This is a genomic window from Pseudomonas sp. BC42 (assembly GCF_021560055.1).
In the GTDB taxonomy this organism is placed as follows: domain Bacteria; phylum Pseudomonadota; class Gammaproteobacteria; order Pseudomonadales; family Pseudomonadaceae; genus Aquipseudomonas.
In genome coordinates, this window is sequence record NZ_CP091067.1 from 68997 (window position 1) to 94745 (window position 25749).

Annotated in this window: 24 protein-coding genes; 8 read left to right on the plus strand and 16 right to left on the minus strand. The window is 65.7% G+C overall.

Annotated elements, in window-relative coordinates:
• Window positions 1-134: 134 nt before the first annotated feature.
• Complete coding sequence (locus L1O02_RS00320) at window positions 135-1127, minus strand: AraC family transcriptional regulator (RefSeq protein ID WP_060841784.1); 993 nt, start codon at window positions 1125-1127, stop codon at window positions 135-137.
• 198 nt (window positions 1128-1325) lie between these two features.
• Between L1O02_RS00320 and L1O02_RS00325 the strand changes: the two genes are divergently transcribed.
• On the plus strand, window positions 1326-1871 hold the full coding sequence (locus L1O02_RS00325; protein ID WP_041120452.1) for a hypothetical protein: 546 nt from the start codon (window positions 1326-1328) through the stop codon (window positions 1869-1871).
• Window positions 1872-1943: 72 nt separating this feature from the next.
• Here the strand turns inward: L1O02_RS00325 and L1O02_RS00330 are convergent, their stop codons facing one another.
• The 13 genes from L1O02_RS00330 to aspA form a co-directional block, all read right to left on the minus strand.
• Window positions 1944-2945 carry an asparaginase gene (locus L1O02_RS00330; protein ID WP_060841782.1) on the minus strand — a complete coding sequence of 334 codons (1002 nt, stop codon included), beginning with the start codon at window positions 2943-2945 and terminating at the stop codon, window positions 1944-1946.
• A 104-nt stretch (window positions 2946-3049) separates the two neighbouring features.
• A complete protein-coding gene (locus L1O02_RS00335) occupies window positions 3050-4489 on the minus strand; it encodes an alanine/glycine:cation symporter family protein (RefSeq protein ID WP_235759390.1) in 1440 nt (479 codons plus the stop codon).
• Between the two features lie 441 nt (window positions 4490-4930).
• Window positions 4931-5947, minus strand: coding sequence for an aromatic ring-hydroxylating dioxygenase subunit alpha (locus L1O02_RS00340; RefSeq protein ID WP_235759392.1), 1017 nt, complete (start codon window positions 5945-5947; stop codon window positions 4931-4933).
• Window positions 5944-7116, minus strand: coding sequence for a hypothetical protein (locus L1O02_RS00345; protein WP_235759394.1), 1173 nt, complete (start codon window positions 7114-7116; stop codon window positions 5944-5946). Before L1O02_RS00345 ends, L1O02_RS00340 begins: the two co-directional genes overlap by 4 nt.
• A complete protein-coding gene (locus L1O02_RS00350; RefSeq protein ID WP_235759396.1) occupies window positions 7080-8234 on the minus strand; it encodes an ATP-grasp domain-containing protein in 1155 nt (384 codons plus the stop codon). Before L1O02_RS00350 ends, L1O02_RS00345 begins: the two co-directional genes overlap by 37 nt.
• Complete coding sequence (locus L1O02_RS00355; RefSeq protein WP_235759398.1) at window positions 8222-9580, minus strand: F390 synthetase-related protein; 1359 nt, start codon at window positions 9578-9580, stop codon at window positions 8222-8224. The genes L1O02_RS00350 and L1O02_RS00355 overlap by 13 nt, the downstream gene beginning before the upstream one ends.
• The gene (locus L1O02_RS00360) at window positions 9570-10424 is read right to left on the minus strand and encodes an MBL fold metallo-hydrolase (protein ID WP_108544992.1); all 855 of its coding nucleotides are present in this window, start codon (window positions 10422-10424) and stop codon (window positions 9570-9572) included. Before L1O02_RS00360 ends, L1O02_RS00355 begins: the two co-directional genes overlap by 11 nt.
• Window positions 10421-11428, minus strand: a complete 1008-nt coding sequence (locus L1O02_RS00365; protein ID WP_235759400.1) for an NAD(P)-dependent oxidoreductase — start codon at window positions 11426-11428, stop codon at window positions 10421-10423. The genes L1O02_RS00360 and L1O02_RS00365 overlap by 4 nt, the downstream gene beginning before the upstream one ends.
• Window positions 11428-12447, minus strand: coding sequence for a beta-ketoacyl-ACP synthase 3 (locus L1O02_RS00370; RefSeq protein WP_235759402.1), 1020 nt, complete (start codon window positions 12445-12447; stop codon window positions 11428-11430). Before L1O02_RS00370 ends, L1O02_RS00365 begins: the two co-directional genes overlap by 1 nt.
• 36 nt (window positions 12448-12483) lie before the next feature.
• On the minus strand, window positions 12484-13128 hold the full coding sequence (locus tag L1O02_RS00375) for a hypothetical protein (protein ID WP_129405871.1): 645 nt from the start codon (window positions 13126-13128) through the stop codon (window positions 12484-12486).
• A gap of 98 nt (window positions 13129-13226) precedes the next feature.
• Window positions 13227-14006 carry a hypothetical protein gene (locus L1O02_RS00380; RefSeq protein WP_231978990.1) on the minus strand — a complete coding sequence of 260 codons (780 nt, stop codon included), beginning with the start codon at window positions 14004-14006 and terminating at the stop codon, window positions 13227-13229.
• Between the two features lie 272 nt (window positions 14007-14278).
• Window positions 14279-14632 (minus strand): DUF3077 domain-containing protein, encoded by a 354-nt coding sequence (locus tag L1O02_RS00385; RefSeq protein WP_060841772.1) that lies wholly within the window; start codon window positions 14630-14632, stop codon window positions 14279-14281.
• 698 nt (window positions 14633-15330) lie between these two features.
• Window positions 15331-16755, minus strand: a complete 1425-nt coding sequence (gene aspA, locus L1O02_RS00390) for an aspartate ammonia-lyase (protein WP_060842033.1) — start codon at window positions 16753-16755, stop codon at window positions 15331-15333.
• Between the two features lie 181 nt (window positions 16756-16936).
• Here aspA and L1O02_RS00395 point away from each other — a divergent pair, with 181 nt between their 5' ends.
• The 5 genes from L1O02_RS00395 (at window position 16937) to L1O02_RS00415 (ending at window position 20771) form a co-directional block, all read left to right on the plus strand.
• Entirely contained in the window at window positions 16937-17851 is a 915-nt protein-coding gene (locus L1O02_RS00395; protein ID WP_060841771.1) for a LysR substrate-binding domain-containing protein, read from the plus strand.
• Window positions 17852-18158: 307 nt separating this feature from the next.
• On the plus strand, window positions 18159-18650 hold the full coding sequence (purE, locus tag L1O02_RS00400; RefSeq protein WP_016967060.1) for a 5-(carboxyamino)imidazole ribonucleotide mutase: 492 nt from the start codon (window positions 18159-18161) through the stop codon (window positions 18648-18650).
• A gap of 11 nt (window positions 18651-18661) precedes the next feature.
• Window positions 18662-19744: a 5-(carboxyamino)imidazole ribonucleotide synthase gene (locus tag L1O02_RS00405; RefSeq protein ID WP_060841770.1), complete on the plus strand. Its 1083-nt coding sequence runs from the start codon at window positions 18662-18664 to the stop codon at window positions 19742-19744.
• A gap of 107 nt (window positions 19745-19851) precedes the next feature.
• On the plus strand, window positions 19852-20097 hold the full coding sequence (locus tag L1O02_RS00410) for a GlsB/YeaQ/YmgE family stress response membrane protein (RefSeq protein ID WP_060841769.1): 246 nt from the start codon (window positions 19852-19854) through the stop codon (window positions 20095-20097).
• A gap of 137 nt (window positions 20098-20234) precedes the next feature.
• Window positions 20235-20771, plus strand: coding sequence for a DUF3299 domain-containing protein (locus L1O02_RS00415; RefSeq protein WP_060841768.1), 537 nt, complete (start codon window positions 20235-20237; stop codon window positions 20769-20771).
• Window positions 20772-20987: 216 nt separating this feature from the next.
• Here the strand turns inward: L1O02_RS00415 and L1O02_RS00420 are convergent, their stop codons facing one another.
• Both L1O02_RS00420 and L1O02_RS00425 read right to left on the minus strand, forming a co-directional pair.
• Complete coding sequence (locus tag L1O02_RS00420) at window positions 20988-21887, minus strand: D-hexose-6-phosphate mutarotase (protein ID WP_129405872.1); 900 nt, start codon at window positions 21885-21887, stop codon at window positions 20988-20990.
• 58 nt (window positions 21888-21945) lie between these two features.
• Window positions 21946-22350 carry an acyl-CoA thioesterase gene (locus L1O02_RS00425; RefSeq protein ID WP_003229628.1) on the minus strand — a complete coding sequence of 135 codons (405 nt, stop codon included), beginning with the start codon at window positions 22348-22350 and terminating at the stop codon, window positions 21946-21948.
• Window positions 22351-22752: 402 nt separating this feature from the next.
• On the opposite strand from L1O02_RS00425, the gene L1O02_RS00430 reads away from it, so the two are divergent.
• Entirely contained in the window at window positions 22753-24042 is a 1290-nt protein-coding gene (locus L1O02_RS00430) for an MFS transporter (RefSeq protein ID WP_206736604.1), read from the plus strand.
• Between the two features lie 262 nt (window positions 24043-24304).
• Window positions 24305-25288: a phosphate ABC transporter substrate-binding protein PstS gene (locus L1O02_RS00435; RefSeq protein WP_016964962.1), complete on the plus strand. Its 984-nt coding sequence runs from the start codon at window positions 24305-24307 to the stop codon at window positions 25286-25288.
• The last annotated feature ends 461 nt before the right edge of the window (window positions 25289-25749 follow it).

A 25749-nucleotide genomic window follows, 5' to 3' on the forward strand; every position in this document is an offset into this window, starting at 1 on the left:
CAGTGCCAGACACAGCCCGCGAATACCGATGCGCCGGGCGATGGCGCCTGTGATTGGGTTCAAGCTTGCAGTCCCTTGCCGGTTTCAAAGCTCGGCAATGTAAAGCAATCGGCGTCTTTATGCCGGGGTTTGTCTCAGGGCCGGAATTGGCTCGGCGCCACGCCGCTCCAGCGGATGAAGGCATGGCGAAAGCTCGCGGTCTCGCTGAAGCCCAGGGCCTCGGCAATCCGGTAGATGGGCATCTGGTCTTCGCAGAGCATCTGCTTGGCCCGCTCGAAGCGCAGCTCGTCCAGCAGCTCCTGATAGCTGCAGCCCAGGTCGCGCAGATGGCGGCGCAAGGTCCGGGCCGAGCAGTTCATCTGTTCCGCCAGCCCCTCCAGCCCCGGCGCGGCGTCCAGTTGCGCCGCCAGCAACTGGCGGATGCGCCCGAGCCAGGCCTGGCGTCCGGTGAACTCGGTGTTCTGCTTGCGGCAGCGCTCGGCCATGGCCTGGTGGGTGATGGCATCCGCCAGGGGCAGGGGGTGTTCGAGCCATTGCTGGTCGAAGGCGAAGGCGTTGCTGCGGGCGTTGAACTGCAGCGGGCAGTCGAAGGGCTCGCGGTAGCGCTGTTGATAGTCCGGCGCCGGGTAGTCGAAGCGCGCCCCCAGCAGCGGCAGCGGGTGGCCCAGCAAGTCGTCGCAGATGACCTTCAGCGACACCAGGCAGAACTCGGTATTGAACGCCGCCAGGGCCGGGCTTTCGCGGTAGCCGGCGGCGGTGAACCAGATGCGCGGGCCGTCGGCTTCCAGGCTCAGTTCGAAAAGTGTTCCCAACAGCGCCGGATAGCGCATGGCCAGGCGCAAAGCGTCACCTAAGGTGGCACTGGTGAGCAGGGCATAGCCGAGCATGCCGTAGGAGGAAACGTGCATGCGCCGGCCCAGTTCCAGGCCGATGTCCCGTTGCAGGGCCACGGCATTGGCGCACACCAGCATCTCTTGATTGGTGGTGATGCGGGTGTCGGCGCGGCTCAGGTCGGCGGGGTTTATCCCGCTGCCGGCCAACAGGGCTTCACTGTCCTGGCCCTGTTCCTTGAAGGTGTTGAGCACCAGGGAAACGGCGTTGAGGGTGGTGAGGTGCGAGTGCAGCATGCGCAGATTCCAGCCAGGGGAAGACCCTTAACCGGAGCAAGTTGCATGCCGCCCGCGATCAGACCTGCGGTTTGCCGGCACGCTGCACGGGGCATTGCGAGCGTTGTGTGGCTAGTGACTTGGCGCTTTGATTGGTGCAACCTGCCTGCCATTCATCGCCTGAAGTGGCGGTGCAGCAACCTCGATAAAGGACTATGTATGACCCTCATCCCTGCGCGTTCCCTGCTTCTGGTCTCCGGCTTGCTCCTGAGTTCGCTGTGCCTGGCCGAGGCTGAGCCAGGCAGCGAAAGCACCATCAAGGACTCTGCCAAGTCAGCCGTCTCATCAGCCATTTCGGCAGGCAAGAACCTCTTGGGCGGCGTCAGCGAAGGTGTGCTCGACGGTCGCCAATCGGCGCAAGGCGTCGACGGTGCCTCGATCATTTCCTCTCGCGAGCAAATGAAAGGCCGCGTCGATGTTCAGGTGTTGAAGACCGAAGCCGTCGGCGACAGCTTCAACGTTACCCTGGGTTTCAAGAACAGCAGCGACAGCCAGTTGCGACTGATCAACCTCAAGCAGACCGGCGCCCTGCTGGCGATCGACCAGGACGGTTACGCCAACAATCTGACTGTCAGCCTCGACAACCCGGACGAAGTCACCATCCCGGCCAAGGCGGCAGTGCGGCAGAAGTTCGTGTTTGAAGGGCCGATCGAGAGCTCGAGTTCGGTGCGGGTCTGGGGCCAGGATTACTCGGTCAAAAAGTAACCTGACAGCCACCCTCTGCTCGTCGTCGAGCCGGCAGCTACCGCAGTAGCCACCGGCTCCCGAGCGCGAGCTTCAGCTCAACTCGCCACACAGATCGAGTTCGACCAGGCGCCGCACTTCGGCGCTTTCCAGCCCGGCACCGAGCAGCGCATTGAGCTTGCCGAACGCCGCTTCGCGAGTCATGCCGCCACCGGACAGCACGCCCACGCCGCGCAAGCGGCTGCCGGCTTCGTAGATGTCCAGCTCCACACCGCCTTCATGGCACTGGGTCACCGCCACCACGACGATGCCTTGCTCCTGCGCGCGCTTGAGACTGGCCAGGAACGCCGGGTTGTCGCTAGGACCGGTGCCGCTGCCGAAGCACTCCAGCACCAGGGCCTGGATGCCGCTGTCGAGCACGCCGTCCAGCAGCTCGGCGCCGATGCCGGGGAACAGCGGCAGCACGCCGACCTTGGCCAGTTGCTTGGCCTGGCGGTAATCCAGCGCCGCAGGAAGCGCTTCGGCCTTGGCGCCGCCGCCATTGCGTTGCAGGGCGGCGAACGGATGACGGCCGAAACTGCGGATTTTCGCGCAGCGGGTCGGCGCCAGCAGCTCGCCGTGGAAGTACAGGTGCACCCCCGGCGCCAGGCCCTGGCCCAGGGCCAAGAGGGCGCCACTGAGGTTTTCCCAGGCGTCGCTGTCGGGCACGCCGGCCGGCAGCATCGAGCCGGTGAACACCACGGGCGCCGGCAGGCCCAGCAACTGGAAGCTCATGGCGGCGGCGCTGTAGGCCAGGGTGTCGGTGCCGTGCAGGATCAGCACGCTGTCGCAGCCTTGGTCCACGGCTTCGACCACCGCTTCACGCAGGCGCTGCCAGTAGTCGGGGGTCATGTTGGCGCTGTCGATCAGCGGCGCCATCTCGCGAAAGCGCCAGGCCGGCACCACCAGTTCGGGCTGGCTGTCGAGGTAGGCGCGCATGCGCACGTCGAAACCGGACGCCGGGGCCAGGCCGTCGGCGCTGGCCTGCATGCCGATGGTGCCACCGGTGTAGAGCACCATGACGTGCTGGGCGACAGGGTAGGTCGAAGGGTTCATGGGATTCTCCGAAACGGTGAGTTCCTGTGGGAGCGGGCAAGCCCGCTCGCACATTTATCGAACTGTAACCGACGGGTGCAGAGGATGCCCCCGTCGTTCACCCGTCAGCGTTGCGCTGCGGGTACGCCTTGCGGCTCGGCCTGGGTGGCGGCCGAAGGTTCGGCAGGCCAGGCCTTCAGGTCCAGGTCCAGATCGGCGAACTTGCGCGAGTCGAACACCGGCTGGTCGACGCCGGCGCGGCGCTGCTCGTCGTAGTCGCGCATCACCCGCAGGCCGACCTTGAACAGCATGGCCAGGGCCACCAGGTTGACGAAGGCCAGGCAGGTCATGGTGATGTCGGCGAAGGCGAACACGGTCGAAAGGTCCTGCATCGAACCCCAGACCACCAGCGCCAGCACCAGGCCGCGGAACAGCATCAGCACGACGCGGTTGCGGCTGAGGAACTGCAGGCTGTTTTCGCCCAGGTAGTAGTTGTAGAGGATGCAGGTGAAGACGAACAGCGACAGCGCGACGCTGACGAACAGGCGGCCCCAGTCACCGACCACGGCGGCCAGCGAGTTCTGGGTCAGGACGATGCCATCGCCTTCGAAGCCAGGAGTGTAGAAGCCCGACAGCAGGATCAGCAGCGCGGTGCAGGTGCAGATCACGAAGGTGTCGAGGAACACGCTGAAGGCCTGGACCACGCCCTGGGCGCCCGGGTGCTTCACGGCGGCCACGGCGGCGACGTTCGGCGCACTGCCCAGGCCGGCTTCGTTGGCGAACACGCCACGCTTCACGCCCATGACGATGGCGCTGCCCAGCAGGCCGCCGAAGGCCGGATCGAGGCCGAAGGCGCTCTTGATGATGGTTTCCAGCATGGCCGGCACGTGTTCGATCTGGGTGCCGATCACGTACAGGGTCACGGCGATGTAGGCCAGGGTCTTGATCGGAACCAGCAGGTCGGACACCGCGGCGATGCGCTTGATGCCGCCGATGAAGGTGATGGCCAGCAGCACCGCCAGGACGATGCCGGTGTGGCGTGGGTCAAAGGCAAAGGCGTCCTGCAGCGAGTGCGTCACGGTGTAGGACTGCAGGCCGATGAAGGCGAAGCCGTAGGTGACCAGCAGCAGGATGGAGAATACCACCGCCATGCCCTTGAGCTTCAGGCCGTGCTGGATGTAGTAGGCCGGGCCGCCGCGGTACAGGCCGTCGCCGTCGGCGCGCTTGTAGACCTGGGCCAGGGTGCACTCGAAGAAGCTGCTGGACATGCCGACCAGTGCGGTCACCCACATCCAGAACACCGCGCCAGGGCCGCCCAGGGTCACGGCGATGCCGACGCCGGCGATGTTGCCCGCGCCCACCCGGCCAGCAAGGCTGAGCATCAGCGCCTGGAACGAGCTGAGCTGGCCGCCGCTGCTTTTCAGGCTGTCGCGGAACACCGCGAACATATGGAGGAAGTGGCGCAATTGAACGAAACGCGAGCGGATCGTGAAGTAGCTGCCGAGCCCGACAATGAGCACGATCAGCACTTTCCCTGAGAGGAAGTCGTTGATGACTTCGAGCATGGATTATTCCTCGCTGTTTTTTGTGTAGGCAAAAGCAGAACGGACGGAAACATTCAGTTACACCGCTGATTGCACGCACGGCAATACGGTGGGGCGAGCGTTCGTCCCGGTTCTATATTTCGCGGGTTGTTATTAGTTCGGGTTTCCCGTGGGGTTGAGCCTCGTTACCGACGGCTGTCCACGTGAAGAGGGGGCGCACTATACCGGTGCGCGGGCTCGCCGTCTGCATGTTGCGTGTCGAGCCGAGGAACGGCAGTGCCGGCGGTGGGCTGAAACGGTTCTTGTCTTGCCCGGAAAATCCCGCGAACAGAGGCTCCAAGGGGCCCGCATCATCCCCGCGATACCGTTGCCAACCGTAGGAGCTAGCTGGCCAGCGAAGGGGCCCGTTTGAGCGGTGCCTGTCTTGAGGGCTTGTTCGCCGGCAAGCCGGCGACAACGGGATTACAGCCAGAATTGCTCCCGGCGTTCTTGGAACTCCTTTAACTCACCCTGCTCCAGCAACTGGCGAATCCACGGCCCCAGCAGATCCAGCGAGCTGTCCAGCGGGGTGGGCCGCTGCCAGCGCAGCGGCACCCGGGCAAAGCGTTGCTGGTTGGCGCTGACGTTCTCCAGGATCTGCCGGTCCTGCTTGAGGATCACCTTGAACAGCGGCTGCAGCACGCCGCGTTTGATCCAGCCCGGCAGGCGGCCGCGGGCCGTGGCGATGCGGGCGAACAGCCGCAACTGGCCCTCGGCGGCGGGGCTCAGCCAGGCGCTGACCAGCAGGTTGAGCCGGCCCTGGCGGTCGCGGTATTCGATTTCCGCCAGCCCCGGCAGGCGAAAGCGCCCCATGCTCAGGCCGCGTTCGCCTTCGAACAGCCGGGAAATCAGCCCGGATTGGGTGCCTTCTTCGCTGTACTGCGCTTCAACCCCGTCTTCGAGCCGATGCACCCAGGCGCTAATGCGCTGGCGCTGGCGATCGTGGCGAATCCAGCCGGTGTGCACGAAGTGGGTGTGGAAACCGTCGAGGAAGTTCTCCGCAGCGTCCTGCAAGCTGCACTGCACCCGGTCGCTGATCCAGAACACATCCAGGGCCTGGGCCTGTTCGGCGGCGGCCACCGGTGGCGCATGCGGCCGCTCGCTGGCAAGGCTGGCCCACACCAGCCCCTGGGCTTCGCAGCTGTGCAGCGGCTGCAGCAAGGGCTGGCTGCAACGCTGCTGCTCCAGCCCGGGCAACTGCGTGCAGCGACCCTGGGGATCGAAGCGCCAGCCGTGGTAGGGGCACTGGATTTGCCCGTCGCGCACCCGGCCGGCGCTCAGGGGCGCAAAGCGGTGAGGGCAGCGGTCCGGCAGCACCGCGGCCGCGCCGTCGGCGTCGCGAAACAGCACCAGCGGCACGCCGTGCAGGGTGCAGGCCAGGGGCTGCTTGTGCAGCTGCCGGCTGAGGGCGACGGGCCACCAGCCCGAGTGACTGTTCACAGTTTGAGCTTCCTCATCAGCGGTACGCCGATCCGTTGCAGCAGCAACCCCATCAGTTGCCACACCAGCCTGCGCGGCCAGGGCAGGTGGGCGATGTGGATCAGGCTGTATTCGATTTCGGGCTGGCCGCCGCGCAGGCGCTTGAAGGCGGCGGCGCCGGAGCTGAAGTTGAGCACCTGACGGCGGTTCACCGCCTCTTGCAGGCACAGCCTGGTCAGTTGCCGGTACAGCCCGGCGCGCTGGGGCAGGGCGGTGTCGTAGCCAACAATGGGGGTGCTGATCAGCGCGCTGTTGGCGAACCAGCCCAGGGCGCCGTCGATGCGGCCCTCGGCGTTGCGCAGGGCGCGCACGTCCAGCCAGCCTTCGGCCTGCCCGCGTTGCAGCCATTGGGCGCTGTAGTGGGGGTTGAGGCGGCTGTATTTATCCAGGTACAGCAGGTTGTACAGCTGCTCGATGCGCTGGAAGTCGGCTTCGTTCAGCTGGCTGCCGGGCACCACCGTATACGGGCTGCGACGCAGCAGGGTGGCATCCAGGCGGGTGTTGTGGTGGCGCAGGAAGGCTGAATTCTCTCCCTGGCGGCCGTCGAACAGGTACACCTGGCGGCTGGGAATCGCCAGGTAGCCCAGGGCTTGCAGGCGCTTGCGCAGGGCGCGGTTGCTGAAGTCGTTGAGCGAGCGAAAGCCAAAGCCGTGGTCGGGAAACGCCCGGCGCAGCAGCTTGGTGATCGCCGGCAAGTCCGCGCCGTCCCAGTCGGCCGGGTACAAGTTGGTGGACAGCAGCCAGTTGTTGACCTGCACCAGCCGGTCGACCTTGGCCGCGCTCAGCAGCCGGTCCACGCCCTGGGTCAGCAGCCTCAGCGGCCGGGCCAGCCAGGGCCGTTTCAGGCGCTGCAGTTCTTCCCGGGCGTAGCCGCTGTAGGCGGTTTGCGGCGACACCACGTAACAGTTATCCACAGGGTCGTGGCCATGGTTGATGCTCACCGGGAACTGATGATGGCCGGTGTCCAGCAGGGCCAGGGCGGTGCTGACGTTGCCGATCAGCGCGCCGCCGGCGCAGGTGCGCACGTACTGCCGGGCGTGGCTGTCGCCGGCGCTCGGGGGCTCAAGGGCCAGTTGCTCGGGCATCCACAGCTTCATCGGCGCGTTGCCCCCAGGGGTTGGCCGTTCCATTCGATATCGGCGGTGGAGGCGGCCAGCAGCCCGCAGCGGCGGGTCAGGGCGCGGCCGATGATCTCGCTCAGGCTCAGCAGCTGGGCGGTCAGCGGGCCACGGTCACCGTCCTGGACGATCACGTCCCGGGCTTGTTGGTAGTCGTGCCAGAACTCGCGGCTCAAGAGCCGTGACGGTGCCGCCAGAAGCAGCATGGCCAGGGCGATCATCCTGGGTTCCAGGGTCGCCTCCAGCGCAGCGCCGGCTTCGCTGCCCAGCGCCGCTACCAACGGCACGCGCTGGTCGTCGAACAGGTGCACGCCGCTGGTGGCCCTGGGGTTGCACTCCAGCACGTGGAAGCGGCCGTGCGGGTCCTCGATGAAGTCAAAACCCACCTGCCCGGTGTAGCCGGTGGCCCGGCCGAACTGCTCCAGGAAGGCGCGGATCGGCGCCGGGGCGCAGCTGTGGAAGTAGATTCCCGAGCCGCGCCCGACCCGGTAGCGCGGCTGGTAGCTGCTGTGGGCGCGCAATTGACCGTCCACCAGCACGCTGAAACTGCAGTATTCCTGGCCGGGGACAAACTGCTGGGCCACCCAGGGCGCCTCGCTGCTGGGCCGGACCTTGGCCAGTTGCGCCGGGCTCGGGCGGATCAGGGTCTGGGAGGCGAAGCGCGAATAGGCCGGCTTGAACACCAGGGCGTCGTGCTCGGCGACCAGGGCCTGCAACGCGGCCGGGTCATGCAGCACCCGGGTCGGCGGCGCGGCCACATCCCAACCTTGGGTCATGGCGGCGAAATCGCCCTTGTGGTGCAGGCGGTGCAGCAGCTCGAAATCGCTGGTGAACACCCGGCACAAAGGCCGCAGACGCTCCAGGCCGTGGGCCAGGTAGAACACCTCTTCGCAGGTCGGCAGCAGCAGGTCGATGGCCTGTTGGCGGATGACCCCGGACAGGGCCTCGATCCAGGCATCCGGGTCGTGGCGCGGCTCCGGCAGGCGCACGAAGTGCTCGGCGGCGCGGCTGAAGCGGCTCAGGGGCTGGGCCAGGGAATCGGCCACGGTCACCGTCCAGCCGGCTTGGCTGAAGGCCCGGGCCCACTCCAGGCAGGCCGGGGCCCGGGCGCCGAGAATCAATACACGCATGGCAGTCCCTCGGGCAGTTGCAGCATCAGCAGGCGGCGTCTTTTCGTCTGTGGCGGCGGCGCCTGCCAGTGGCCGAAGCTCAGCTGCGGCGCCTGCAGCCCCTGTTGCGCGCAGAGCTCGGCGAGGGCCTCGCTCAAGCGTTGGCACAGCCCGTGGTAGTCGCCCGAGGTGCGCAGGTTGACCTGCCAGAGCAGCCCGCGCTGGTGGATTTCATATTCCTCAAGCGTCGCCCCCAGCATCAGCAAGGCGCGGCGCAACAGGTCGGGGTAGAGCGGTGCCAGCTGCTGGCCGTCGAGCCGCGGCAGCCAGAGGATCTCGTCGGCGCGGCCTTCCACGGCGGCGATGGCCCGTTCCGCGCGGCCACAGGGGCAGGGCGCTTCGGCCACCCGCAGGATGTCGTTGAGGCGATAACGCACGATCAGCTGCGTACGCCGGGAAAAGTCGGTGATGATCGGCTGAAAGCGCGTGCGCTCAGGGTCCAGCCACTGCGGTTCGATGTGCAGGTGGCTTTCATTCAGGTGCAGGGTGCCGGCCTCGCAGGTGTAGCCGAGGAAGCCTTCGCTGGCCTGATAGATCTGCCGGGGCTTGAGCCCGAAGGCCTGCTGCACCACTTCGGCGTCAGTGCTTTCCAGCACTTCGGCCACCGACAGAATGTGCCGGGGGCGGATCGTCAGCTGCCCGGCCAGGGCCGCCTGGGCCAACCCGCGCAGCACCGTGGCCGGGGCCACCAGCACGTCCGGGTTCTGCTGGTTCAGGCGCTCCAGGGAGGCGCTCAGGCCCAGGGTCAGGTCATGAAAGGCGAAGTCGATGCGGCGGTTGGCCAGGGTGGTGTACAGGCGGCTGTTGGCTCGCAGGAAGAAGGCGATGCGCAGCGGCGCCAGCCAGGGGCACAGCAGCCGGGGCAGCAGGGCCCGGGGCAGGGTGCGCGCCAGCAGGATGCCGGCCCAGCGCTGGCGCTCCGCGCTGCTGACCAGGAACACCCCCTGGGCCCCCGAGGTGCCGCTGGACAGGCCTACGGTGATGTCCCCCAGGGTCGGGCTGAAGTCCCGGGAACGCTCGGCCTGCAGGGCCACCGGCAACACTTGTTCCAGGCTCAGGGCGCGGGTGTTGAAGGCGGCGAAATCGCTCATCAGGCTGGCCTTGTCCATGATCGGCAAGCTGTGCAGGCCATCGTGGGTCAGCCCGTTGAAGCGCTGGCCACGGGGCATGACCCGCGCCATGAAGTGCTTGAGGCGTCGGGCCTGCCAGGCTTCCAGGCGCTCGCGGCGACGAAAGCGCAGGGCGTAGCGGCTGAACACGAAGGCGCCGATGCTGCGCAGGGTGCCCAGCAGGCGTTCACTGTTCATGGGCGAACGCCTCCCAGGCCTGGGTGCAATGGGACGGCAGCACCGCCACCGCCGGTTCGCGGCGAATCAACTGACCCAGGCCGCTGTAGGTGCGCACATATTGCTGACGGTCGGCGCTGGCAAACCACAGGGCCGGGGCAGCGGGCAGGCGTTCGGCGCGGCAGGCCGGCACCGACCAGCAGGCGTCGGCCACCAGGAACACCGGTCGGCCCTGGGCATCGGGGATGAACAGGCCCAGCTGGCCTTCGCTGTGCCCGGGCAACGGCACGCCGATCAGGCTGCCATCCCCGAACAGGTCCAGGCCCTGCTCGAAGGGCGCCATCCAGCTTGGCAGCGCACAGCTGGGGCTGGCTTCGGCCAGGCGCAGGCGGGCGCTGAAGTCGTCCGGCAGCAAGCCCGGCAGATGGCCGCCGAGGGTGGCGCGCCAACGCTGGCCGCGCAGGCTGTCGATATGCCGGTAATCGGCTTCCAGGGCGATGAAACGCGCGTTGGCAAAGTCCCGCAGCCCGGCGACATGGTCGGCGTGAAAGTGGGAAATGATCACGTGGCGGATATCCCCCGGGCCGATGCCCAGCTCATGCAACTGCGCGCCCAATTGTTCGACCACCGGCAACTGCACCGGCACCGCACTGCGGTACAGGCGCTCGGGCAGGGCGCGGGTGGCCTGGAAGAAGTGCTCGGCGTAGCCGGTGTCGTACAAAATCCAGCCGTGGTCCGGGTGCTGGATCAGCCCGCACAGGGCCGGAAACTGCACCGGCGCCAGGCGCCCGCCACGGTCGGCCATGCATTCCAGGTGCTGGCACCAGCCGGCCCGGAGGATCTTCAAGCTCACGCTGCGGCTCATGCTCGTTGCCTCTGTTGGGCCAGCCACCATTGGGCGTGCTGGGCGATGCCCTGGCCCTGGCTGATCACCGGGCGGTAGCCCAGCTCGCGCTGGATGGCGCTGATGTCCAGGGTCTGACTGAAGGCCAGGACGCCGGCGCCGTAGCGGGTGATCAAGGGTTCGGCGCTGTTGCCCAGGCGCGCCTTGAGCTCCAGCAGGTGCGCCACGCCGTGCACCAGGGGCCAGGGCAGGCGGCGGGTGCGCAGCGGCAGGCGGAAGTGCTCGGCCATCTGTTGCAGCAGGTCCTTGAAGGCCAGCGGCGTGCCATTGCTCAGGTTGTACACGCACAGCGGGCGCGGCAGGGGCTGGGTCAGGGCCAGCCACACCGCGTGCACCAGATTGTCGACGCAGGTCAGGTCCAGCTGCGCCTGGCCGCCGCGCATCAGCGGAATCGCCCCGCGCTGCATCACCCGCAGCAGGCGCGGCATCAGGGTTGCGTCCCAGGGGCCGAACACCGCCCGGGGGCGCAGGATCACGCACTCGGGCAGCTTGGCGTCTGCCAGCAGGTTTTCGGCCTGGGCCTTGCTGCGGGCGTAGTCGTTCACCGGGTTTGGCAGCGGCTGGTCTTCGCGGATGCCCAGGCGGTCGCTGAAGTCGAAGTACAGGCTCGGGGTGGAGATGTGCACCAGCCGCGGGATGCGGTTCTTGCCGCAGGCGTGGATCACCTCGGCGGTGGAGTCGAGGTTGGCCCGGGCAAACGTCTGGGGTGAACCCCAGGGTGACGACAAGGCGGCGCAATGCACGATGGCGTCATGCTCGCGGCTGGCGTCGGCCAGCAGGCGCTTGGCCAATGGGCTGCCGTGCTCCAGCGGCAGCCAGCGCACCGGCGCCGGGCTGTGGGCAATCACCTCGGCCGCCGCCTCGGGGTTGCGCCCGCTGAACTGTACCTCACAGCCTTCGGCGGCCAGCTTCCAGACCAGATGCCGACCGATAAAACCGGTGCCGCCGGTGACCAGGATCTTCATCAGAACTCCAGGATCATGCCGCCGAGGGACAGGCCCGCGCCGGTGCCGATCAGCAGCAGGGTGTGTCCGCGTTGAATGCGCCCGTCGCGCACCGCGATGTCCAGGGCGGTGGGCAGCGAGGCCGCCACCTGATTGCCGTGCTGGGCAAAGATATCGATGACCTTGTCCGGCCCCAGGCTCAGGCGCTTGGCCGCGTGTTGCATGGCCTGCTGGCTGGCCTGATGGGGGATCACCCAGTCGATCCGTGCCAGGGGCAGCGCGGCTTGCTGCAGCAAGTCGTCCAGCAGCTCGGGCAGGTGCTTGGCCGCCAGGCGGAACACGCCCTTGCCCTGCATGGCGAAGCTGGTCAGGGGCTCGAACGGCACGTCGATGCGCCGCGGATGAAAGCGCGAACCGCCGGCGGGGATCTGGCACAGCGCCGCGCCTTCGGCGTAGGTCTTCAGGCGCGAGGCGAGGACCTTCTGCCCGCCATGGCCCGGGCCCAGCACCACCGCCGCCGCGCCGTCGCCGAAGATGCCGCAGACTTCCACCTGCTGCCAGTCCAGGCCGCAGGAAGCGATATCGGCGCACACCAGCAGCACGCGCCGGTAATGCCTGGCCTGGATCGGCCAGGACAAGGTATCCAGGGCGGCGATAAAGCCCAGGCAACTGGCGTTGATGTCCATGGCCGGAATGCCCGACTGCCCCAGGCCCAGCTCCTGTTGCAGCAGCGCGGCGTTGCAGGGCATGCCCTGGTCCTGAGTGCCGCTGGCGCAGACGATCAGGTCCAGCTGGCCAAGCTCCAGGCCGGCCGCCTGCAGGGCCTGGCGCGCGGCACGGGCGCCGAGGCTGGCGGCGGTGTCCGCAGGATCGGCGACGTGGCGCTGCTGCACCCCGCTGATGCGCGCCACGCTACCGGCTTCCAGGCCGAGCTGGCGGTCCAGCTCGGCACTGCTGACCACCCGCTGCGGCAGGGCGTGGCCGGTGCCGAGGATGGCCAGGGCGCGGGCCGGGCGGGGGGAGGACGCTGATGTGTGCATGCAAATTCCGTGTGTGGGGCGTCGGGGGAGGCTTGGTCAGGTGGCGGACGGCGCGACCGGGCATTGGCTCAGAAAGGCTTGCAGCCCTTGCTGATACTCCTCGGCGTCCATCAGTTCGCTGTGTTTGGCGATGCGGCAGGCCTGGCCTTTGCGCTGCATTTCGGCGCTGGCCACGTCATAGAAATTGGCCGCTTCACGCAGGTACACGACCTGCTCCCAGGTCATGCTGCTCTTGGCTCTGGGAGGTTTGCTCAGGGTGAAACCCTGGTCGTCGAAGCTCAGGTGGTAAGTGCCCTCGACAGCCTTCAAGGGCGCCCGCAGGCGGGCCTCGATCAGGCGGTGGTTCAGGCCGCGCAGCGGTGTCCGGTGCCGGGTGCGGGCCTGTAGGCGCTGGATCAGGCGCCCGGAAAAGCGCCACCAGAGCGGGATGAAGACCAGCGCGCAGAGCACCAGGGCGATGATCTTTTCCGGGGTAAAGCGCCGCTCGGGGAAATACAGCGCCAGGGGCGCGGCGATCAGGCACAGCAGCAGGATCAGCGGGCCGAGCAGGCGCCCCTGCCAGCGCGAGGTGGCGCTGGAGATCCGCGTCTCTAACTGGTCATGCTCAAGCAGCGCCTGGGGCAGTTTTTCGGCAAGCCGGGCTTCGGTGTGGGCCGGGGTGAGGCGGTACTGCAATTCCATGGCGGCTGAATCCGAGGTCCGTGTTCGGTGAGGGCGGCAGTTTACCGATTTCTCGGGGGCGGGTATCTGCGACGTGTGCGCCAGCACCCGTTCGCTGCTCAGGTTGGGAACTGTTCGATGTATCGCTCCACCCATTGATACAGGTGTTGCTCCAGCTGCGGCCGCTGCTGGTTGAATTGGTCCTGGTAGCGGTTGAACAGCGGGTCCTGGTTGATGCGCATGCTCAACTCGGTGGGGCTTTCGCTCTCGGCGTGGGTCGCTCTTAGTTGCTGCTGGCGCTGATCGGCGTGCTCCAGGGTGTCCGCCAGGTCGTCCAGTTGCAGGTGGCGCAATTGGGCGATGGCCTGGGACAGGTGAAAGTGCAGGGCGCTGTCGAAACCTTCCCAGCCCTCGAAGGCCAGCCACTCGTGCAGGATCATGAAGCAGCGCGGTGCCGGGGCCAGCGCCTCCAGTCGCGCGAAATCCAGCCAGTACTGGCGGGGCAGGTGCTCGGCGGTTTCGATGGCTTGGGCGATCAGGTCCAGGGCCTGGCCCGGGTCCCGGTGATGCTTGCGCAGAATGCGCTGGGTCAGGGTGAAGCGCGCTTCTTCTATAGCGTGCAGGGCGCGGTTCAGGTCGTAAGCGGCGGCGAGCAAGTGTTCCCGGGCTTGCTCTTGGGGCAAGCCGGACTTTTCTACCAGCACTTGCAGCAGCTCGGATTTGTACAGTTCGGCGGCTTGCTGCGGATTATTGGCGCAGCGGGCGAGCAGGGCCTGGGCATGGCGCAGGCCGATGGGGATCAGCTTGCGTAGCTGTTGCAGAGCTTGGGTGTGCGTCGGGTCCATCGACAGGGTGCCTTGGTCGTCATTGCCGGTGGCGGCGGGAGGCTGATTATCCACCGTGCCGAGCAAAACCTGTAGCCGCTGCCGCAGGCTGCAAACGGCCCGAAGGGACGCAGGGGTCTCAAGGTCGCTGAAGGTCCTGCGGACCTTTTCGCAGCCTCGCAGGCTCGGCAGCGGCTACAAAGAGGTGGCGGTCGCAGTTCAGGTTGGGGGTGTAGCCGCTGCCGCAGGCTGCGAACGGCCCGAAGGGACGCAGGGTTCTCAAGATCGCTGAAGGTCCTGCGGACCTTGTCGCAGCCTCGCGGGCTCGGCAGCGGCTACAGGTTGCGTCAGGGGCCGGGGCGGGCGCCGTCGAGCAGGGCGTCCACCACGGCGCGGGCCATTTCCACGGAATGCACCATGGACCAGATCAGCCCGCGCTCGATGCCGCTGGCCCGTTCGGTGATTTCATCGGACACCTCTTCGGCGCATTTGAGCAGCAAGGAAACGTGCATCAGCGCGTCTTCGGCATTCACCTCGGGCTGTACGGCAAACAGCGGGTGGCCCTGGGCGTCGCGCAGGCCGAAGGGGCGATGGCGGGTGCCGTGCAAGGCGGCCAGCAGGTTGGCGTTGGCGCGGTCCAGCTCCGGGTCGCGGCGTGGATGATCGGTTTGAAGAGGTGGGTCGGGGACGAGCTTTTTCATGAGACTGGTTCCTTTAGCAATTTAAGAAACCGCCGGATCTCACTTCCACATGAGAGGGTGGCAGCCGTGCGCAGGTGTGGAAGACCGGGCTAAAGGAACCGGCGCACCCGAAGGTGCCCTACGCACAGCCGCCATAGATCGAGTTCACCCAAGCCGCATCGGCAAGGGTGTTCGAATGAGACGACTGCACGTCCTTTATCCCAGACTTCCACATCCGGGCCGCTGATTTGGCAGCGGCACCGGGAGACTGCCTGATCGTTCGAAGGGGTACAAGGCGCTCAAAGGCGTGGGGGATTCTCTCGGATTTGCCCTACAAAACAAAGCGAAACGGCTCCGGCACTGGACGGTATTCCCTGACAAATCGGGTGCTGGGCAGGGGGATAGGGGCTTTGTTGAATGTGCGAGTGGGGTCGGGCAGGCAGAGTGTGCTGGCAGGTTTTGCGGCCCCTGCGGTGCCGTTCGCAGCCTCGCGGGCTCGGCAGCGGCTACAAAGAGGTGGCGGCCGCAGTTCAGGTTGGGGGTGTAGCCGCTGCCGCAGGCTGCGATCGGCCGCGCAGCGGGCGCAGCGATTTCAACGGCAGGCAAAAACAGCAGGCAAAAAAAAGGGCCTGGAGACGTATCTCCAAGCCCTCAAAAGGTGAGAGGTGTCTAGTCCCTCAACCTGGTGAGCGGTGTTGCATGTTTCGGGGGCGCGGCGGTTACGCTTTCAGCGGAACCAGGCGCGGGGCAATCATGTTTTCCGGACGCAGGATGTCGTCGAGCATGGCGTCGTCCAGCAGGCCTTCTTCGCGCACCAGTTCCAGTACGCCACGGCCACTTTCCAGGGCGATGCGGGCGATACGGGTGGCGTTTTCATAGCCGATGTACGGGTTCAGCGCGGTGACCAGGCCGATGGAGTGCTCCACCAGTTCGCGGCAACGGGTTTCGTTGGCGGTGATGCCGGTGATGCAGTGCTCGCGCAGCATGTCCATGGCGCGTTGCAGCAGGCGGATCGAGTCGAAGATCTTGAAGGCGATCAACGGCTCCATCACGTTCAGTTGCAGCTGGCCGCCTTCGGCCGCGATGGTCAGGGCCAGGTCGTTGCCGATGATCTGGAACGCCACTTGGTTGACCGCTTCCGGGATCACCGGGTTGACCTTGCCAGGCATGATCGAGCTGCCGGGCTGACGCGCTGGCAGGTTGATTTCGTTGATGCCGGTGCGTGGGCCGCTGGACAGCAGGCGCAGGTCGTTGCAGATCTTCGACAGCTTGACCGCGGTGCGCTTGAGCATGCCGGAGAACAGCACGAAGGCGCCCATGTCGGAGGTGGCTTCGATCAGGTCGGCGGCCGGAACCAGCGGCTGGCCGCTGATGGTGGCCAGGCGTTGTACGGCCAGGGCCTGGTAGCGCGGGTCGGCGTTGATGCCGGTGCCGATGGCGGTGCCGCCCAGGTTGACTTCGGTCAGCACTTCCGGCGCCAGGGTCTTCAGGCGAGCCAGGTCTTCACCCAGGGTGGTGGCGAAGGCCTTGAATTCCTGGCCGAGGGTCATCGGCACGGCGTCTTGCAGCTGGGTACGGCCCATTTTCAGGACGTGGCTGAATTCGTCACCCTTGGCGGCGAACGACTGGATCAGGCTGTCGAGGCTGGCCAGCAGGGCGTCGTGACCCAGCAGCAGACCCAGGCGGATCGCGGTCGGGTAGGCGTCGTTGGTGGACTGCGCCATGTTCACGTCGTTGTTCGGGTGCAGGTACTGGTATTCGCCCTTGCTGTGGCCCATGGCCTCCAGCGCGATGTTGGCGATGACTTCGTTGGCATTCATGTTGGTGGAAGTGCCAGCGCCGCCTTGAATCATGTCCACCACGAACTCTTCGTGGAAGTCGCCGCGGATCAGGCGGGCACAGGCCTCGCTGATGGCGGCATGCTTGGCTTCGCTCAGATGACCCAGTTCGCGGTTGGCGTCAGCAGCTGCCTGCTTGACCATTGCCAGGGCCACGACCAGTTTTGGGTAGTGCGAAATCGGAACGCCGGAGAGGCGGAAGTTGTTCACCGCTCGCAGGGTCTGGATGCCGTAATACGCTTGAGCCGGTACTTCGAGTACGCCAAGCAGGTCTTTTTCTGTGCGGAAAGATGCAGCGGAGGACATGACGGAGATCATCTCGTTAGGGACCCGGTCTGTGCCGGGAACGCTGCGAATCCTAGGCCGAAGGGAATTTTTGGGCCAATGCTGTTAAACACTGGGCTATGCATATTCGGCATAATGCCGGTGTGACGCCGCTTTGCCGGCGAGCGTGTGACCTAAAATGGTGCGTGTCCGGGAGGACGTGATGAATCTGGAAAGCAAATGGCTCGAGGACTTCAGTGCCCTGGCCGCCACCCGCAGCTTTTCCCAGGCTGCCGAGCGACGTTTCGTGACCCAGCCGGCCTTCAGCCGGCGCATTCGCAGCCTGGAAGCGGCCCTGGGCCTGACCCTGGTCAACCGCTCGCGCACGCCGGTGGAACTGACGGCGGCGGGGCAGCTGTTCCTGGTCACCGCGCGCACCGTGGTCGAACAGCTCGGCGAGGTGGTGCGTCACCTGCATCATCTGGAAGGTGGCCAGGGCGAGGTGATGCAGGTGGCGGCGGCTCACTCCCTGGCGCTGGGCTTCTTCCCGCGCTGGATCGCGCAACTGCGCAATGAAGGGCTGAACATCGCCACGCGGCTGGTGGCCACCAACGTCGGTGACGCGGTGCACGCCCTGCGCGAAGGCGGCTGCGACCTGATGCTGGCCTTCTATGACCCGGACGCGGCCTTGCAGATGGACTCGGAAATCTTCCCTTCGCTGCACCTGGGGCACACCGAGATGCTGCCGGTGTGCGCCGCCAACCCCCAGGGCAAGCCGCTGTTCGACCTGGAAGGGGAATCCAGTGTGCCGCTGCTGGCCTACAGCGCCGGGGCCTTTCTCGGGCGTTCGGTGAACCTGCTGCTGCGCCAGCGCAACCTGCGATTCACCACGGTCTATGAAACTGCCATGGCCGACAGCCTTAAAAGCATGGCCCTGGAAGGGTTGGGCATTGCCTGGGTGCCGCAGTTGAGCGTGCGGGCCGAGCTGGCCCGGGGCGAGCTGGTGGTGTGCGGCGGCGCGCAATGGCATGTGCCGCTGGAGATCCGCCTGTACCGCTGCGCCCTGGTGCGCAAGGCCAACGTGCGTTTGCTCTGGCGCAAGCTGGAAGGCGCCGCCGCACAAGCCGCGGCCACGTAGGAGCCGGCTTGTCGGCGAACGCGTCGGTCGGGAGGGTGGTGATCGCAGGGCTGGCCTGTTCGCTGGCAAGCCAGCGCCTACGAGGGGTACGGGATTGACCTGGGAGTCAATAAAACCGGGGTTTTGCGCCGGAAATACTTTGTTCGACAGATGGTCGGCGAAAGTGCGTTTAGCGCGGCTTTTTCGGTATACTGCGCGGCCTTCGGCCGGTTCGTCCGGCCATAATTCGTACAGTCAAGCCACGCATTTTCGCGTGGCTTGTTGTTTTTGACGCGCCTGCGGGCGCCCAGAGAGAAGAGGCACGACGATGAGTGCACTGGTTGGCGTGATCATGGGCTCCAAGTCCGATTGGTCCACCCTTAGCCACACCGCCGATATGCTGGAAAAGCTCGGCATCCCTTACGAGGTGAAGGTGGTGTCCGCTCACCGCACCCCGGACCTGCTGTTCCAGTACGCCGAAGAGGCTGAGGCGCGTGGCATCGAGGTGATCATCGCCGGTGCCGGCGGCGCGGCGCACTTGCCGGGCATGTGCGCGGCCAAGACCCACCTGCCGGTGCTGGGCGTGCCGGTGCAGTCGTCGATGCTCTCGGGCGTGGATTCGCTGCTGTCCATCGTGCAGATGCCCGCCGGCATCCCCGTGGCCACCCTGGCCATCGGCAAGGCCGGCGCGATCAACGCGGCCCTGCTCTCGGCGAGCATCCTGGGCGCCAAGCACCCGCAGTTTCATGCGGTGCTGAAAAAATTCCGTGCTGAACAGACAGACAGCGTTCTGGACAATCCAGACCCGCGCGTCGCCTGAGGTTGTTGACGATGAAGATCGGTGTAATCGGTGGCGGCCAGTTGGGCCGCATGTTGGCCCTGGCGGGGACTCCGCTGGGAATGAACTTCGCTTTCCTCGACCCGGCGCCGGACGCCTGTGCCGCTGCCCTGGGCGAACACCTGCGGGCCGACTACGGCGACCAGGACCACCTGCGCCAGCTGGCCGATGAAGTGGACCTGGTGACCTTCGAATTCGAGAGCGTGCCGGCGGAAACCGTGGCCTTCCTTTCGCAGTTCGTGCCGGTCTACCCGAGCGCCGAAGCCTTGCGCATCGCCCGCGATCGCTGGTTCGAGAAGAGCATGTTCAAGGACCTGGGGATTCCCACCCCCGAGTTCGCCGACATCCAGTCCCAGGCGGATCTCGACGCCGCCGTGGCGCGCATCGGCCTGCCGGCCGTGCTCAAGACCCGCACCCTGGGTTACGACGGCAAGGGCCAGAAGGTCCTGCGCAGCGCCGCCGACGTTGCCGGCACCTTCGCCGAACTGGGCAGCGTGCCTTGCCTGCTGGAAGGCTTCGTGCCGTTCACCGGCGAAGTCTCGCTGATCGCCGTGCGTGCCCGTGACGGGGAAACCCGTTTCTACCCGCTGGTGCACAACACCCACGACAGCGGCATCCTGCGCCTGTCGGTGGCCAGCAGCGATCACCCGCTGCAGGCTCTGGCCGAGGACTACTCCAGCCGCGTGCTCAAGCAGCTGGATTATGTCGGCGTGATGGCTTTCGAGTTCTTCGAAGTCGACGGTGGCCTCAAGGCCAACGAGATCGCCCCGCGGGTGCACAACTCCGGGCACTGGACCACCGAAGGCGCCGAGTGCAGCCAGTTCGAAAACCACCTGCGGGCGGTGGCCGGCCTGCCCCTGGGCTCCACGGCCAAGGTCGGCGAGAGCGCGATGATCAACTTCATCGGCCAGGTGCCGCCGGTGGACCAGGTCATCGCCATCGACGACTGCCACCTGCATCACTACGGCAAGGCCTTCAAGGCCGGGCGCAAGGTCGGCCACGCCAACCTGCGTTGCGCCGATCAGGCGACCCTGCAAGCGCAGATCCTCAAGGTGCAAGCGCTGATCGCCGAGTAACAAATCCACCGGCTGGCGGGAACCTTCGTTTCCCGCCGTTCTCTGATAGCGGGAGGCCAGAGCGCTGACTAGGCTTTGGCTTGATCCCCCCTTACAGAGGAACAGCCATGGGCATTATCGGAACCATTTTCATCGGCTTGATCGTTGGTCTGCTGGCGCGTTTCCTCAAGCCGGGAGACGACAGCATGGGCTGGATCATGACCATCCTGCTGGGTATCGGCGGTTCGCTGGCGGCCACTTATGGCGGTCAGGCGCTGGGTATCTACCATGCGGGCCAGGGTGCCGGTTTCATCGGTGCGCTGGTGGGCGCGATCGTCCTGCTGGTGATCTACGGCTTTATCAAGAAAAGCTGATTCCCCCTGCAAGCCCCCTCTGCCGCTCGGGCAGAGGGGAGCCCTTTTCTTCATCTGAAACTTCAACGCAGCCGACGGTTTGGGCACTAGAATGCCCGGGTTTTTCCGTCCTTCCTTTTTGACCGAGCCAGCCTCTCATGCGCCGTCTTCTATTGACCTTTGTTCTGCTGGGCTGCGGCCTGGCCCACGCTGGCGAACTGCCGGAAACCGACTGGCTGGAGCTGATGCCCAAGTCGGACCAGAAGGCCCTGGAGCAGATGCCGGAAATCGACCACAACTCCCCCGAGGCCAACGGCACCTTCACCGACAAGGGCGGCCTGAAGCAGAGCAAGGGCTTGCCGGCGGTGATGTATTCCACCAAGACCGTGCCGGCGATGAACGACAAGCAGATCCGCCTGGGCGGCTACCCGGTGCCGCTGGAAGCCGATGCCAAGGGCCGCAGCACGCTGTTCTTCCTGGTGCCGTACCCGGGTGCCTGCATCCACGTGCCGCCACCGCCGCCCAACCAGCTGGTGCTGGTGCGCTTTCCCAAGGGCGTGAAGCTGGACGATATCTACACGCCGCTGTGGGTGACCGGGACCCTGAAGATCGAGAAGGTCAGCAATGACCTGGCTGACGCGGCCTACGCCCTGGATGCGGCGAAGGTGCGGGTGGTGCAGGAATCCGACCTGTAGCGGGACTGAGGGGATTAGCCAGGAATTTGGGGCCAGGAGGGCTGTTGTGGCGAGGGAGCTTGCTCCCGCTCGGGCGCGTAGCGGCCGCAAGACCTGAGTACGCGTTCTGCCTGACAGACCGCGGATTCAGGACTTGGGAAGGCTGCGCCTTCCAGCGGGAGCAAGCTCCCTCGCCACGCCCAGCCTGAACACAGGGCCCATCAGCGCAATCGTGGGTCAGAGCGGGGCGGCGCCGATGCTCACGCTCAGGGTGTGGCGGGCGCCGGGGGCCAGGGTGACGATGTCGTCCATCACGTTGGCGGTCTCGATGCACAGCATGCGCTGCCAGCCGTCGTCGGCCATGTCGCTGAACTGCGCGGCGCGGTCGATCCAGGGGTTCCAGATCACCGCGGTGCGCGAGCCTGCGCTGGTCAGGCGAATCCGTCGTTGCCACTCGGGGTCGACGATCTCCAGCTGCGCCGGGACGTTCAGGTAGATGCGATCAGTCTCGCCGCTAAAGTGCAGGGCACCTTGCTGGACCTTGGTGGTCCAGTCTTCCAGGGTTTCGATGTAGCTCAGCCCGTCCAGGCCTTCGACCTGCACATTGCGCACATCACTGACGGCGAAATAGCTGTGCAGCGCCTGGCTGATGCTCACGCTTTCAGTACCCAGGTTGTGGCTGCTGAGGCTGATGTGCAGTTGCTGGTCGAGGCGGATGCTCAGGCGCGGTTCCACTGTATGGGGCCAGCCGGGAAAACCGTCAGCGGGGCAGGGCAGGCGCAGTTCCACCAGCAGGCTGTCGCCCTGGCTTTCGATGCCCAGCAGCTCCCAGTCGGTGGCTCGCACCAGGCCGTGGGCCGGTGCCGGTTCAGCGCTTTGGCGCATGGCCTGCACGCTTTGCGGGTTGCGCGCCAGGTTGCCGAACCAGGGCCAGCACACCGGAACCCCGGCGCGGATGCTCTTGCCGCTTTTGAACACGGCCTCGTCGTTGAGCCAGATCAGCGGCTGTTGCCCAGCCACCTGATAACTGAGGATGTGCGCACCTTGCTGGGCCACCAGCAGTTCGGCGTCACCGTGGCGGATGCGCCAGCAGTTCAGTTCATCCAGTTTGACGGTTTCGACCTGGGGCGTAGGCATGCTGCTGTTCTCGTTCGCAAGGTTTGGGCGGGCATGGCGCGCATGACCGCCTCCAGGTTTAACGGGCGCGGGGTGGAACCGAGCGGGTGCGGCCGCTGCCGTCGATGGCGACGAACACGAATACCGCCTCGGTGACCTTGCGCCATTCGCTGGACAACGGGTCGTCGCTCCACACTTCGACCATCATCTGGATCGAGCTGCGGCCGATTTCCAGGGTCTGGGTATAGAAGGACAGCTGCGCGCCCACGGCCACCGGCACCAGGAACGCCATGCGGTCGATGGCCACCGTGGCCACCCGGCCACCGGCGACGCGGCTGGCCATGGCGGTGCCCGCCAGGTCCATCTGCGCCACCAGCCAGCCGCCGAAAATATCGCCAAAGCCGTTGGTTTCACGGGGCAAGGCGGTGATTTGCAGGGCCAGGTCGCCTTGCGGGATTGGATCTTCTTGTTCGAGCTCTATCATGCGAGGGGCCTCTGACCCGTGACGCTTCATGGGTACTTCAGGTGAATAGCCGTCTTCAGGAAAAACGATTCAGCCCGAACACACTGCGTTCGTCACGTTCTTTCCAAGGCGTGCTAAAGGGAAACTCTGCGAAATCGACTGGCACTGTCCAGGGACTGGGGCGCGCAGCAGCGTTTTCGCACAACAACCCTTGCCAGGAGCGGCTTTGCGCTCCGCGGTTTGCGAGTATATCGGTCGATAGACTCCGCGACGACCCACTCAGTTCGCAAATTTGTGAGTCATTTGTGCGCCGCTGTGTACGCATTCGAACAATTTGCTATCGTGCCGAACCTGCCAGGCCCCAACCAGCGCTGTTGCGGCTTCCAGAACCGACTAATAAGAGAAGCCCTTGCCATGACCACTGTGCCCGCGAGCGCCGCGCAATCTGCGCAACCCGCCCGTCCGCTGACCCGTAGTGACTACAAGACCTTGTCCCTGTCCGCCCTGGGCGGGGCGCTGGAGTTCTACGACTTCATCATCTTCGTGTTCTTCGCCACCGTGGTCGGCAAGCTGTTCTTCCCGGCGGACATGCCCGAGTGGCTGCGCCTGATGCAGACCTTCGGCATCTTCGCCGCCGGCTACCTGGCTCGTCCCCTGGGCGGGATCGTCATGGCCCACTTCGGCGACCTGCTGGGGCGCAAGAAGATGTTCACCCTGAGCATCTTCATGATGGCGGTGCCGACCCTGATCATGGGCCTCTTGCCGACCTACGCGCAGATCGGCATGTGGGCGCCGATCCTGCTGTTGCTGATGCGGGTGATCCAGGGCGCGGCCATTGGCGGCGAAGTGCCCGGGGCCTGGGTCTTCGTTTCCGAACACGTGCCGCAGCGGCACATCGGCTATGCCTGCGGCACCCTGACGTCGGGCCTGACCGCCGGGATTCTCCTGGGCTCGCTGGTGGCCACGGCGATCAACAGCATCTATACCCCGGTGGAAGTGGCGGACTACGCCTGGCGGATCCCGTTCCTGCTGGGCGGGGTGTTCGGCCTGTTCTCGGTGTACCTGCGCCGCCTGCTGCACGAAACCCCGGTGTTCGCCGAGCTGCAACAGCGCAAGGCCCTGGCCGAAGAGCTGCCGCTGCGCGCGGTGCTGCGCGATCACCGCGGCGCCATCGTGATTTCCATGCTGCTGACCTGGCTGCTGTCCGCCGGGATCATCGTGGTGATCCTGATGACCCCCACCGTGCTGCAGACGGTCTATAAATTCCCGGCCATCACTGCCCTGGAAGCCAACAGCCTGGCCATTGTGTTCCTGAGCCTGGGCTGCGTGATCTCCGGGGTTCTGGCGGATCGTTTCGGCGCTGGCAAGGTGTTCGTGTTCGGCAGTGCCTTGCTGCTGGCCACCTCCTGGACCTTCTATCACGGCTTGCTGGATAACCCGCAGTGGCTGTTCCCGATGTATGCCCTGACCGGTCTGTTTGTCGGCACCATCGGCGCGGTGCCTTATGTGATGGTCAAGGCGTTCCCGGCGGTGGTGCGTTTCAGTGGCCTGTCGTTTTCCTACAACCTGGCCTACGCGATCTTCGGCGGCCTGACGCCAATGGTGGTGACCTGGTTGCTCAAGGAAAGCCCGATGGGCCCGGCCTATTACGTTGCGATCATCTGCGGCATCGGCCTGCTGGTCGGCCTGTACCTGTGGGCCAAGGGCCGCTGATCGCCGCCAGCTTGTAGCCGCTGCCGCAGGCTGCGACAGGGCCGCAGGCCCTGCTGGGCGCTGAAGAGTGTCGCGACCCTGCGGGTCGGTCGCAGCCTGCGGCAGCGGCTACAGAGTTTTTTATCGCTGTATAAAGAAAGGCCAGCCTCCGTTCAGGAGTGCTGGCCTTTCATCTAATTGTCATATTCCGGACATAGAGTGTTCACACGGCCTACAGATACTTGGCCCCGACTTAACACACCCTATCTGCTAGGAGTAAGGCATGAAACTGAAGCGTTTGATGGCGGCAATGACCTTTGTCGCCGCTGGCGTTGCGACTGCCCACGCGGTTGCCGCTGTTGACCCTGCTATCCCGAGCTACACCAAGACCACTGGTGTGTCGGGCAACCTGTCCAGCGTCGGTTCCGATACCTTGGCGAACCTGATGACCCTGTGGGCCGAGAACTACAAAAAAGAATACCCGAACGTCAACATTCAGATTCAGGCCGCCGGCTCCGCCACCGCGCCACCCGCGCTGACCGAAGGCACCTCCAACCTGGGCCCAATGAGCCGCAAGATGAAGGACACCGAGCTGGCGGCCTTCGAGCAGAAGTACGGCTACAAGCCAACCGCTATCCCGGTGGCCGTGGACGCCCTGGCAGTGTTCGTGCACAAGGACAACCCGATCCAGCACCTGACCATGGAACAGGTCGACGCGATCTTCTCCTCGACTCGTCTGTGCGGCGCCAAGGAAGAAGTCAAGACCTGGGGCGACCTGGGCGTGAAGGGCGACCTGGCCAACAAGCCGGTCCAGCTGTTCGGTCGCAACTCGGTATCCGGCACCTACGGCTACTTCAAGGAAGAAGCCCTGTGCAAAGGCGACTACAAGCCTAACGTCAACGAACAACCCGGCTCGGCGTCCGTTGTGCAGTCCATCAGCTCCTCGCTGAACGGCATCGGCTACTCGGGCATCGGCTACAAGACCGCCAGCGTGAAGACCGTGGCCCTGGCCAAGAAAGGCAGCAGCGACTTCATCGAAGACACCGAAGAAAACGCCCTGAACGGCAAGTACCCGCTGTCGCGCTTCCTCTACGTCTACGTCAACAAGGCCCCGAACAAGCCTCTGGCCCCGCTGGAAGCCGAGTTCGTGAAACTGGTCCTGTCCAAACAGGGTCAGGAAGTGGTGGTCAAAGACGGCTACATCCCACTGCCTGCCAAGGTGGCCGCCAAGGCCCTGGCTGACCTGGGCCTGAAAGAAGGCGCATAAGCCGCCGCACAAGGGTCCGGTCCCCGGACCCTGTCGTATCCGTAGGAGCTGACCGGGCGGCGTTGCGCTTGCCAGCCAAAGCGCCCGCAAGGGCGACCAGGGCTCAAGGCGCTGGTCGTCGACCGGCCAGCTCTTACTACCTCATTTTCTGTCCGCTGCCGGCGCTGCCACGCGGCGGATTTGTTGCGTCACTGCATTGTCATCTTTCTGTCATACAGGATCGCTAGGGTGTGCGCATGAATGATCTGGCCAACTCCACCATGACTACGACTTCTCCCCCCAAGCGCATTGACTTCAATACGCCTGAGCTGCAACGCAAGCGCCGTATCCGCGCGCTCAAAGACCGTCTGACCCGCTGGTACGTCCTGGTGGGCGGCCTGGCCGTACTGGGTGCGATCACCCTGATCTTCTTCTTCCTCGCCTATGTCGTCGCGCCGCTGTTCCAGGGTGCCGAGCTGACC